9 protein-coding genes are annotated in these 11446 nt (G+C 66.3%); 6 read left to right on the plus strand and 3 right to left on the minus strand.

What is annotated here, in order from left to right; all coding sequences use genetic code 11:
* Positions 1–10: 10 nt before the first annotated feature.
* Genes ABN028_RS32745 through ABN028_RS32765 form a run of 5 tightly spaced genes read left to right on the plus strand, consistent with a single transcriptional unit; the run spans position 11 to position 4711 of the window.
* A complete protein-coding gene (locus ABN028_RS32745; protein WP_349325538.1) occupies positions 11–1009 on the plus strand; it encodes an ABC transporter permease in 999 nt (332 codons plus the stop codon).
* Positions 1006–2145 carry an ABC transporter permease gene (locus ABN028_RS32750; protein ID WP_349699292.1) on the plus strand — a complete coding sequence of 380 codons (1140 nt, stop codon included), beginning with the start codon at positions 1006–1008 and terminating at the stop codon, positions 2143–2145. Before ABN028_RS32745 ends, ABN028_RS32750 begins: the two co-directional genes overlap by 4 nt.
* Complete coding sequence (locus ABN028_RS32755) at positions 2120–3190, plus strand: ABC transporter ATP-binding protein (RefSeq protein WP_349699293.1); 1071 nt, start codon at positions 2120–2122, stop codon at positions 3188–3190. Before ABN028_RS32750 ends, ABN028_RS32755 begins: the two co-directional genes overlap by 26 nt.
* Positions 3183–4328: an ABC transporter ATP-binding protein gene (locus ABN028_RS32760; RefSeq protein WP_349699294.1), complete on the plus strand. Its 1146-nt coding sequence runs from the start codon at positions 3183–3185 to the stop codon at positions 4326–4328. Before ABN028_RS32755 ends, ABN028_RS32760 begins: the two co-directional genes overlap by 8 nt.
* The gene (locus tag ABN028_RS32765) at positions 4325–4711 is read left to right on the plus strand and encodes a hypothetical protein (protein ID WP_349699295.1); all 387 of its coding nucleotides are present in this window, start codon (positions 4325–4327) and stop codon (positions 4709–4711) included. Before ABN028_RS32760 ends, ABN028_RS32765 begins: the two co-directional genes overlap by 4 nt.
* Positions 4712–4768: 57 nt before the next feature.
* Here ABN028_RS32765 and ABN028_RS32770 read toward each other — a convergent pair whose 3' ends face one another.
* Both ABN028_RS32770 and ABN028_RS32775 read right to left on the minus strand, forming a co-directional pair.
* Entirely contained in the window at positions 4769–7567 is a 2799-nt protein-coding gene (locus ABN028_RS32770; protein WP_349699296.1) for a family 78 glycoside hydrolase catalytic domain, read from the minus strand.
* Between the two features lie 214 nt (positions 7568–7781).
* Entirely contained in the window at positions 7782–8606 is an 825-nt protein-coding gene (locus ABN028_RS32775) for a mechanosensitive ion channel family protein (RefSeq protein ID WP_349699297.1), read from the minus strand.
* A 355-nt stretch (positions 8607–8961) separates the two neighbouring features.
* On the opposite strand from ABN028_RS32775, the gene ABN028_RS32780 reads away from it, so the two are divergent.
* Entirely contained in the window at positions 8962–10245 is a 1284-nt protein-coding gene (locus tag ABN028_RS32780) for a GAF domain-containing protein (protein ID WP_349699298.1), read from the plus strand.
* Positions 10246–10256: 11 nt separating this feature from the next.
* On the opposite strand, the gene ABN028_RS32785 is transcribed toward ABN028_RS32780, so the two are convergent.
* A complete protein-coding gene (locus ABN028_RS32785; RefSeq protein ID WP_349699299.1) occupies positions 10257–11309 on the minus strand; it encodes an aldo/keto reductase in 1053 nt (350 codons plus the stop codon).
* Between the last annotated feature and the right edge of the window lie 137 nt (positions 11310–11446).

Below are 11446 nucleotides of genomic sequence, written 5' to 3' on the forward strand. Positions count from 1 at the left end.
TGTGTGAGTAGTGGCGGGATACATCGCGCGGAGGGTCCTGCTCCTGATCCCGGTGCTCTTCGCCATCTCCCTGGTCAGTTTCGTGATCATCGAGCTCCCGCCGGGCGACTACGTCTCCACCCTGGTCGCGCAGATGAGGCAACGGGGCGTCGAGCTCACGCCATCGGAGCGGGACGCACTGATCCGGCAGTACGGGCTGGACCACAGTGTCGCCCACCGCTACGGGATCTGGCTTAAGGACATCGTCGTCGAAGGCGACTTCGGGCGTTCCTACCGCTGGAACAAGCCGGTGTCGGAGGTGCTGGCCGAACGGGTCCCGCTCACGGTCGCCATCTCGCTCTTCACGACGATCTTCGTCTTCGTGGTCGCGGTACCGATCGGCATCTATTCGGCCGTACGCAAGTACTCGGCCTTCGACTATCTCTTCACCTTCATCGGCTTCATCGGCCTCGCCACGCCCGGATTCCTGCTCGCGCTGGTAATGCTGTGGCTCTTCTACTCGTTGTTCGGCGCCAACATGAGCGGTCTGTTCTCGCAGAACTTCGTGGACGCACCATGGAGCGTGGGCAAGATTCTCGACCTGCTCAGCCGGATCTGGTTCCCGATGATCATCATCGGCATGAGCGGTACGGCGGGAATCATCCGGGTGATGCGCGGCAACCTGCTCGATGAGCTGCAGAAGCAGTACGTCATCACCGCCCGGGCGAAGGGCCTCGGCGAACGCCCCATCCTGTTCCGCTACCCGGTGCGGATCGCGATCAACCCGATCGTCTCCACCATCGGCTGGTTGCTCCCGGCGATCGTCGGCGGCGAGGTGCTCGTGTCGATCGTGCTCAACCTCCAGACCACCGGGCCGGTCCTGCTGGAAGCGGTGACCGGACAGGACCTCTATCTCGCGGCGAGCATCATCCTGATCCTTTCCACGCTGACAGTCATCGGGACGCTCATCGCCGACCTGTTACTGGCGTGGCTCGATCCGCGGATCCGATTCGAGAGGGCGGCGAGATGAGCGCTGGCACGGTCGAGGTCCCACCGGTCCCGGCGGGCGAAGAACGGCGGGATGAGGAGTATTACCAGGCGAGCCAGTGGCGCCTCGTGTGGTGGCGCTTCTCCAAACACAAGGTCGCCCGGTTTGCCCTTGGCGTGTTGGTGGCGATGTATGTCGTGGCCCTGTTCGCCGAGTTCTTCGCGCCGTACGGGCAGAGCGAGCGTTTCGAGGGCAACCAGGACGCCCCGCCGACGGACATCCACGTCGTGCACGAGGGGAGCTTCGTCGGGCCGTATGTCTATGGCCGCAAGCGTGAGCTGTCGATGAAGACGCTGCGCCACACCTACGTGGAGGACAAGTCGAAGGTCCATCCGATCAAGTTCTTCGCCAAGGGATCCTCGTACAAGCTGTGGGGCCTCATCGAGACGGACCGGCACGTGTTCACGACCGGCCCCGGCGCACCACCGGCGATGCTGTTCGGTGCGGACCGGTTGGGCCGGGACATCCTGTCGCGGGTCGTCTACGGATCCCGGATATCGCTCACGATCGGCCTGGTGGGTGTGGCGATCGGATTCGTCCTCGGCGTGACGCTCGGCGCGGTCTCCGGCTACTTCGGCGGCCTGGTCGACACGGTGATCCAGCGAATGGTGGAGTTCATCCTCGCGCTGCCCACCATCCCGTTGTGGATGGCGTTGTCGGCGGCGTTACCGAGAGACTGGTCGGTCGTACGCACGTACTTCTTCATCGTGATCATCTTGTCGTTCGTCGGATGGTCAGGCCTCGCCCGCGAGGTCCGAGGGAAGCTCCTCGCCCTGCGGGAGGAGGACTTCGTGACGTCGGCCCGGATCGCGGGCGCGAGTCGCAGCCGGATCATGCTGGTGCACCTGATTCCCTCGTTCACCAGCCACCTGATCGTGGTGATCACACTGTCGGTACCGGCGATGATCCTGGGCGAGACTGCCCTGAGCTTCCTCGGCCTCGGCATGCAACCACCCGCGGTCAGTTGGGGAACACTGCTGCAGGACGCACAGAACGTCGTGTCCGTCGCCCAGCATCCGTGGCAGCTGATCCCCGCGGCTCCCGTCATCGTCGTGGTGTTGATGTTCAACTTCCTAGGAGATGGGCTGCGCGATGCTGCCGACCCGTACTCGACCTGACCAGGAGGACGGCCGCCACCGGGACGAGGGCCCCTCGAACGGACGGCAGCCGATCCTGGAGATCAGGAACCTCAAGACGCACTTCGTCCTCGACGAGGGGGTCGTGCGCGCGGTCGACGATGTCAGTCTGACGCTGGAGAAGGGCGCCACACTCGGTGTGGTGGGGGAGTCCGGGTGCGGCAAGAGCGTCACGGCCCGGTCGGTCCTGCAGATCGTGGGTGCCGGCGGAAAGATCGTCGACGGCGAGATCCTGCTCCACCGCGACGGAAGCGTCGTCGACCTGGCGACGTTCGAGCCCCGCGGGCGGGACATCCGGTCGGTGCGCGGACGGGAGATCGCGATGATCTTCCAGGAGCCGATGGCGGCGTTCTCGCCGGTCTACACGATCGGCAAACAGATCATCGAGGCGATCCGCGTCCACACCGACGCGTCGAAGGTGGCGGCGCGGGACAGGACCATGGATCTGCTGGCCCGCGTGGGGATTCCCCAACCGAAGCGCACCGTCGACCAGTTTCCGTTCGAGTTGTCCGGTGGCATGCTGCAGCGCGCGATGATCGCCATGGCGCTCTCGTGCGAACCGGACATCCTGATCGCCGACGAGCCGACGACCGCCCTCGACGTCACCATCCAGGGCCAGATCCTGGCGCTCCTGAAGAGCATTCAGGAGGAGACCGGGATGTCCATCATGCTGATCAGCCACAACATGGGGGTGATCGCCGAGATGGCGGACAGCGTGGCCGTGATGTATCTCGGTCGGGTGATCGAGGAGGCACCGGCATGGGACCTCTTCGACGAGCCACGACATCCGTACACCCAGGCACTCCTCCAGTCGATCCCGATGGTGGAGGAGACGGTCCAGTCCAGACTGCGGTCGATCAAGGGGTCCGTGCCCAATCCGTACGCGATGCCGAAGGCGTGCAGGTTCCACCCCCGGTGCGACGCGTTCATGTCCGGCACGTGTGACGTCCGGGAGCCCGCCCTCATGCCGGTGGGCCCGGAACATCGTGCGGCCTGCTTCCTGGTGGGAGATGTCGAGCATGAGTGAAGGCGGCGCCAACATGGCAGGTACCAACACGGCAGGTACCAACACGGCAGGTACCAACACGGCAGGCACCAACACGGCAGGCACCAGCGTGGCAGGCACCAGCGTGGCAGGCGCCAACGTCCTTCTCGGCGTACGCGATCTGAAGAAGCATTTCCCTGTCAAGAAGGGCTTTCTGCGGCGGGTCGTCGGCCATGTCCGAGCGGTCGACGGGGTGAGTTTCGACCTGTACGAACAGGAGACCCTCGGCCTCGTCGGCGAGTCCGGGTGTGGCAAGACCACCGTCGCCAAGATGATCGTGCGCGCGATCGACCCGACGGACGGACAGATGCTCTTCGCCGGTGAGTCCGGGACCGTCGACGTCGCCGGTCTGCGCGGTGAGGAACTCCTGAAGGCCAGGCGCAGCATCCAGATGATCTTCCAGGATCCGTACGCCTCGCTCAATCCTCGGCACCGGATCCGCGACATCATCGGCGAGCCGCTTCTCGTCAACCGCATGGCCAGCGGGACTCAGCTGGAGGAGCGGGTCGCCGCTCTCATGGAGCAGGTCGGGCTACGTCCGGAGTACGCCATCCGTTACCCGCATGCCTTTTCCGGCGGTCAGCGGCAACGCATCGGCATCGCCCGGGCCCTGTCTCTCAGTCCGCGGCTGATCGTCTGTGACGAGCCGGTCTCCGCGCTGGACATGTCTATCCAGGCCCAGATCCTCAACCTGCTCAAGGATCTCCAGGACGCGTACGGGCTCACCTACCTGGTGATTTCCCACGACCTCGGCGTCGTTCAGCACATCAGCGACCGAGTGGCGGTCATGTATCTCGGCAAGCTCGTCGAGGTCGCACCGACCGAACAGCTCTTCGGCAGGCCGCGCCACCCCTACACCGAGGCGCTGCTGTCCGCGTCGCCGAGGCCGCACCCTCGCTACCGCGGCCAGATGAAGATCATCGCGGGAGAGGTCCCTGACGCGTCACAACAGATCGAGGGCTGTCCCTTCCGTACCCGCTGTCCGTACGCGCAGGCCATCTGTGCCGAGCAGGAACCGGAGCTTGCGCCGACGGGCAGCGAGCCCGACCAGTTGGCCGCGTGTCACTTCGCCTCCGAGCTGACCCTGACCGGCGCGGCGACGGCGGGGGAGCGGGCATGATCCTCACCAGCCTGGTGGTCTTCACCGTCATGCTCGCCGCGATCGTGTTCGCGGCGGCGAAGATCTTCCAGGCGGCGGTGTCGAGGCTGGTGCTCGAGCGGCACCGCGACCTCGAAGAGATCATGGAGACCGACGACGTACCCAGCGCCTGGCGCGAGCCGTATGAACGGCGGCTCGCCGCGATCGGGGACGATGCGGGCGGGCAGGAGGGGGCGGGCGCTGCCCTGCGGGCGAAGGCCTCCCGCGGATACCTCACCAGACTGGCACGCCTGCGCCGCTATGTGGAGACGACGAGGCTCGTGGACGGCGACGAGACCCGACAGGTCCTGCTCGACCGGTTGACTGCTCTCCGGGATCGACTGCAGCAGTCCCCGCGGGTGTGACGCCGCGCTGGCTCGTGGCCGTGGCCGGGCGGCTGATGGCGTCAGGGCCCTTGTCCCTCACGGCCGCGACACGAACTGGTAGCGACCCGACCGGACGTGATAGACAGCGGATCGGTCAGCCATGCCACGAAAGTCGACGGCGTCGGACACGTCGGCCGTCGCCAGGGTGCCATGGTCGGACGTACGCACCCGCACATGCGCCGGGGACGTAGCGGGTACATGCACCTTCGCTGTGGTGTTCGCGGGAACGGTGACGTCGTACACGAGCCGCTCGTCGATGTGGCACCACCTGCTCACCGCTTCACCGTAAGGCGTTTCGAGCGAGGCCCCGGCGCTCTCCAACCGGTCGGTGACACGGGGTGCGAAGACGAGCTCCCTGAAGCCGGCAGAGTCCTCGGCCTGGTCGATGCCTGCGACGTACCGGTACAGCCACTGGTCGATGGAAGTGAACATGTGATGGTTACGTGATCCTGATCCGTCCCATCGTTCCCAGATGGTGCCCGGGCCGTGGTCGAGCATGTAGCCCCAGCTCGGGAAGTCACGCCTGCGAAGCACGTCGAGCACCACGTCGGCCCGGTCGGCGGCCGCGAGCGCGTCCGGAATGGAGGCGATTCCGGGCAGCCCGCCGGTGAAGTGACCGTCGTGCTCGGTCACCACGTCACGAACGAGGTGTTGCCGCACGGCCGGCACGTCGTCGGCGGGGACGATGCCGAGGACGAGCGGGAACGCCTGAGCGAACTGACTGTCGCCGTAGCTCGACGTCTCGGCGTCGAGGAACGTCGCGTTGAACGCCTCGCGGATGTCACCCGCGAGTGCCGCATAGCTCGCGGCATCCTGGCCCCTGCCCAGTGTGGCGGCGATCTCGGACATCAGGTTCGCGGCCAAGAAGTAGTAACCCGTGCGGTACATCCGGCCCGGCGTCTCCTCGATCGCCACCCAGTCGTTTCCCCATGCCTGTGAAGGTGAGTCGACGATGAGACCGGTCGTCGTGGTGCGCATGTGTCGGAACCAGGCCGACATCGCGGCATAGTGCTCGTGGAGAATTCGGATGTCACCCTCGTGCCGGTAGACGTGATAGGGGAGCAGGATGGTGGCGACGCCCCACGCCGGATCCGAACGCCCTTGCCACACGGGCGTCGGCTCCACCGGCACGATGTCCGGGACGAGGCCGGAGTCCTGTTGGGCGTCGCGGATGTCGCGGACGAACTTGCTGTAGAAGGCGGCCGCGTCGAGGTTGGTCATCACCGCGGGCGCGGCGACATGCGCGTCGGCGAGCCAGCCACGCTTCTCGCGAGTGGGCGTGTCCTCGGGTATGCCGTGCATTCCGTTGCGTTGGGTCTGGACGCTCGCCGCGTGCAGCCGGGTCAGCATCGGGTCGGAGCTGACGAAGTGGCCCACCGGGCGGAGATCGTTGTGGACTTCACGCGCCTCGACTGTCGTCGGGCCAGGCGCTTCGGGCAGCCCACTGACCTCCACGTAGCGGAAGCCGGCGTACACGAACCGCGGCTCCCACACACTCGGGCCATTGCCGGCGCTGATGTAGCGGTTGGTCTGCTGCGCGCCGATCCGCTTGTTGTCCAGGCGCTGTCCGTCCGCCTTGAGGGTGCCGTTGTCGATCCTGCCCTCGCTGTCGAGGACCTCGCCGTGTTTCAGGCCTAGCTCGGTGCCGGCAGGCGCATCGACCCGCAACCGGGTCCATCCGGTGACGTTCGTACCGAAGTCGAGCTGCCAGATTCCCTTGCCCACTTGACGAATCGCCGCTGGGCGGTGAGTGGCGACGACCCGCATCGGCGGGAGCATCGCCGCGGAAAGTGTCCCGCGGGTGCCGTCGGCGAGACTGGCGGGCCGCCAGCCGCGGGCGTCGAATCCCGGCAGGTCCCAGCCAGCGCGCTCGGCCCGGGCGTCGTAGGTCTCGCCGTGGTAGCGGTGCGCGCGCTTCACCGGTGCGGGAGCACTCCGCCAGGCCGGTCCGGTACCCACTCTCACCGACGTCCCATCCGCGAGGTCGACATCGACCTGGACCAGGACGTCGGAGTCCTCGCCGATCATGACGCCGACCACGTTGCGGCCCTTGCGCACCAGCGATGTCACGTCCTCTGTGCGGTACAGCGTACGCGCGCGAGTGTCGACCGGAGGTGGGTCGAGGACGGCGGTGCCGACCCGACGACCGTTCGCCGTCACCTCGGAAATGCCGCGGGCCAGGCTGAAGGCCTGTTCACAGCAGAAGCCCTCGCTGTCGGGTCCACGCTCGTAGCTGCCGCGTGCCGAGATGTACGCACGAGCCCTGACGGGTCGGGCCGGCAGCCGGAACTCCTGACGCAGGTAGCTGCCGCCTGGGCCGTGGTCGCCGGGGGAGATCCACCGGGCCGTCCACTCGTCGGTCTCCAGCAGGCCGGTCTCCCACCACGATCGCCTGCTCCACGGCGAACGAGCACCGTCCGCATCCCACACCCGGACGCGCCAGTGGTAACGGGTCGCGGACCGCAACGCCGGTCCGTCGTACTCGACGTTGACTGAGCTGGACGAGGCGATCCTGCCGCTGTCCCACACGTCCGGAGCTCCCGTGTCAAGGGCGTCTTGCGAGGATGCGACCTGCACCTGGAAGGCCGCCTGGGCGAGTCCGTTGCGGGTGGACTCCAGCACCCAGCTCAGCCGGGGCCGGCGTACGTCGATGCCGAGTGGGTTGGTGAGGTATTCGGTACGAAGGCGCGTGATCGTCACGTCGCCGGGAGCATTCCGCACGTCAGGTGGCTCGCCGCACGCACGTGGTGACACGTCCAGCGAGCGCGGCGATCCCCACGAGGCAAGGACGATCGTCCCGGTGACCAGCGCCAGCACGATCGACCCGAGCGCCACGCGAGCTGAACGGGTACCGCGAATCTGGAAAGAACCGATGCGGCACACGATAGGTTCCGCGCCCGCGGCGGCAATGGCCATGCGGGTCCCGGTCCGCATGTGGTCAGGGCATGGTTCGCGTGTACGGGATGCCTCACCGGGTGCCTCAGCCGCGTGGTGGGCTCAGCGGCATCCCACGGCTCTGGCCCCGAGAGCGTGGGACGCGGCACATGTGTCACGGGCGGCGCGGCGGCGGTTCGTCCGTGTCACCGCGCATCCCGGCACGGGGCGTCGTGCTCGCGGGCGGCGGGGATGTTTTTTCCCTCTCGCCTCGATCGCCTTCTGCGGTGGGGTGTTCTTCCGCCCGCTGCCGGCCGATCCTCGCGTCTGCCCTGTCCCGTTCCGTCCTTTCCTGGCTCTTTTGGTAGGCGTCCTCCAACATGCGCTGCGCAACCGGCCGACCACCCAGCCCGAATGCCAGGGCGAGGCCGAGGGCGAGTGCCCCCATGGTGGCGGCGAACGCGATCTGGACGATCTGCTCCGCGATGCGCAGTTGCTGCAGGATCATGAACCCTGCGATGACCATGACCAACGCGGGGACGACTGTTGCCGCGACCCTGCCGGTCGGAGTGTCACCCATCAACCTGCCGATGGCCGCGGCGGCCGTGCCGGCGACAATCGCCGCGACGGCGAAGATCAGGATGGCAGCGATGACGTTCGGCAGGTATGCCACGACCTGGTTCATGAAGGTGGTGAGGGTCGGGATCCTCAGCGCCCCGATGGCGGCGAAGAGGAAGAACGCGAAGATCACCCAGAAGACCACTCCGGCGACAACTCTTGCCGTGCTGGCACCTGCCAACACCGATTCCACGTACTTGCGCGAATGGGACTCGTGCACGCGCCGATCCAGGCCCGCCCGCTCGAGAACCTTGCGGACCAGGACTGCCACCAGCTTGGCAACGATGTAGCCGATGATGAGCAGGACCAGGAATCCGAGCAGTTGGGGGAGGAACCCGATGATACGGTCGAGAACGTTCTGGAAGCTTTCGACAATGTCCATGGGAACTCCTTCACTCCACTTGCGAGGCCGGAAGCCAGGTGGCTCGGCGCCATTGCCCATGCAACATGCGGAGGCGTACGTCGGCGGCCTTTGCCTCCCACCGTTGCACCGACAGTTCCCAGCGCAATCGACAGACGTCCTGAGACGCGATGCCGAGAGTCACCGAATGTCGGCTTGCCCGGTCAGGGTCTCCGCGATGTATCCGGCGAGCGGCAGCAGCACTAACGTGTATGCGGAGGCCCGCACTTGCGAACGAAGTCTCGGCTTTGTCCTAGGGTCCGCGAAATCCCTCCATAGAACGACAAGAGCGGCTTTTACCGGAATGCCTTCACACCAAGCCAGTCACGCAAACGGCTTGCTCGAACAGGAGCGCCGGCATCGTCACTGGTTCGAGAGCGCGTTCGAGATCACTCGGTTGCTGCGCCATGACATCGACCAACCGGCGGCGATGAGGCTCGTGGCCGAACGGGTTCGCGCGCTCTCTGGTGCCGCGTACACCGCAATCGAGGTGGTCGATCCGTCCGATCCGGCGAGCGTGGTGTGCGAGGCCGTCTCCGGCCTCGGTCTGGATCACTACTCCGGAGCGCGGCTGGCGCGCGAGGGGATCACGGCCGCGGTGCTCGATACGGGTGATCCGAGGTTTGTCGAGGCAGTCGCTCGCGACGACTGGCCGGCGTCGATCGCGGCCGACTGGAGTGAGGCGTTGTCGACCCTCGGCCGTGCCGTGTGCGTCCCGCTTCGGGGTCCTGGCGAGGTTTACGGCACTCTGGTTGCCGGTTGGCAAGAGTACTCGGCAGGGGCGGATCCCGGCGCCGGTGAGATCGCGCTCCTGCAGATGGTTGCCGACCAGGCGGCGCTGCTCCTCGGCAAGGCGCGAGCACAGAGCACACGCGTCCGCCATGAGCGGTGGATCGAGGGCACGTCGGAGATGGCCCGACTGTTGCTGAGCAAGGTGGACCGGGACGACGCCATGCGAGTGGTCGCCCAGCAGTTGCGAGGACTGTCGGGCGCGGACTTCGTAGGAGTCACCCTGCTCGATCCCACCGACGCAGACCAGGCGTTCGTGGTGGTCTTCGAGGGACTCGATGTCGCCATCTCTCCCGATCGACGGGTTCCTCGCGAAGATCTGGTGCGTAGGGTGGTCGAATCGAGACAACGCCTCGTCAGTACGGACTGGACCCATCAGGCGGGTTATCAGCCACCCGCGGAATGGGCGGAGGCGCTCTTGACCATCGGGCTCGGCATGCTTGTGCCACTTGTCGTGGACGATGAGGTCTTCGGCGTCCTCTTCGCGGCCTGGCGGCGCGGATCACCCCATGAACAAGCAGCGGCGAACGAAGCCGGCCAGGTGCAGACGTTCGCCGATCTGGCTGCCATCGCACTGCAGCGGGTCCGCGCGCAAGGCGACCGTGAGCATCTGATCCTGCTCAAGGAACGCAACCGCATCGCCCTCGAGCTCAACGACGCTGTGATCCAACGCCTTTTCGCAGCGGGTCTGTCGTTGGAGTCCGCCCGGGGACTCTGTGCGCAGGACCAGGTCAGACAGAGGATCACGACGACCATCGCGGACTTGGACGAGACCAACCGGGAGATCCGGTCGGCCATCTTCAAGGTCCGGCCCGATGGTGCCGACGACTAGGTCGCGACAGGTCAGTCGGCGGCGGCGCGGTCGGGGAGGGGACGTCGGCGTCGGGCGGTGTCGGTGAGCGCAGAGGGAGGGAAGGCCGAGTTCGGGTCGTAGAGATTGGTTCCCGGTGGCACGATCTCGTCGATCCGGTCGAGTGTGGCGTCGTCGAGGGTGAGACCGGCGCCTTTCGTGATGCCCTCCAACTGTTGCATGGTTCGCGGTCCGATGATCGTGGAGGTGACGCCGGGGTGGGCGAGGGTGAAGGCGACGGCGAGTTCCGGCAGTGAGCAGCCGATGGCGTCCGCGAGATCGACGAGGGCTTCTACGGCATCGAGTTTGGTGACGTTCTCGGCGATGGCGGGGTCGAAGCGTTCTGGTCTGATCGTCGGCCTGCCGGTGGAAAGGTCGACGGGCTGGTTCCTGCGGTACTTGCCGGTGAGGAAGCCGAAGGCGAGTGGGCTCCAGGTAAGCACGCCCATCCGGTAGCGCTGGCAGACCGGAAGGATGGACGACTCGATCCCGCGGGCGAGGATGGAGTAGGGCGGCTGTTCGGTTCGGAACCTCATCAGACCACGGCGTTCGGCGACGTGATGCGCCTCGACGATCTCCTCGCCAGGAAAGGTCGAGCAACCGAAGGCACGGATCTTCCCCTGCTGAACCAGGTCGCTGAGCACCCAGAGGGTCTCCTCGATGTCGGTCGAAGCGTCGGGGCGGTGGATCTGGTAGAGGTCGATCCAGTCGGTGTCGAGTCGTCGGAGGCTCTCTTCGACGGCGGTGAGAATCCAGCGCCGCGAGTTGCCGCTGCGGTTTGGTCCCTCGCCCATCGGGAAGTGGCCCTTGGTGGCGAGGACCACATGGTCACGGCGTCCTTTGAGTGCCTTGCCCACAATGTGTTCGGACTCGCCGGCGGAGTACATGTCGGCGGTGTCGACGAAGTTGATTCCCTGATCGAGACCGGCGTGGATGATGCGGACGCAGTCGTCGTGGTCGGGGTTGCCGACGGCACCGAACATCATGGTGCCGAGACAGTGGGCGCTCACCTCGATGCCGGTGCCGCCGAGGACGCGGTAACGCATGGTCAATGCTCCCTAGTACGGCGTGGCGTTAATGATTGGACGGTTGTTCCTGGGAGGATGCTGGTATGGCTCATCCTCCTGCTGCGGCGTTGGTGTTGCATGACGGTGATCGGGACGTTCTTGGTTCGTGGGTGCGA

The organism is Actinopolymorpha sp. B17G11 (genome assembly GCF_040196095.1).
In the GTDB taxonomy this organism is placed as follows: Bacteria; Actinomycetota; Actinomycetes; order Propionibacteriales; family Actinopolymorphaceae; genus Thermasporomyces.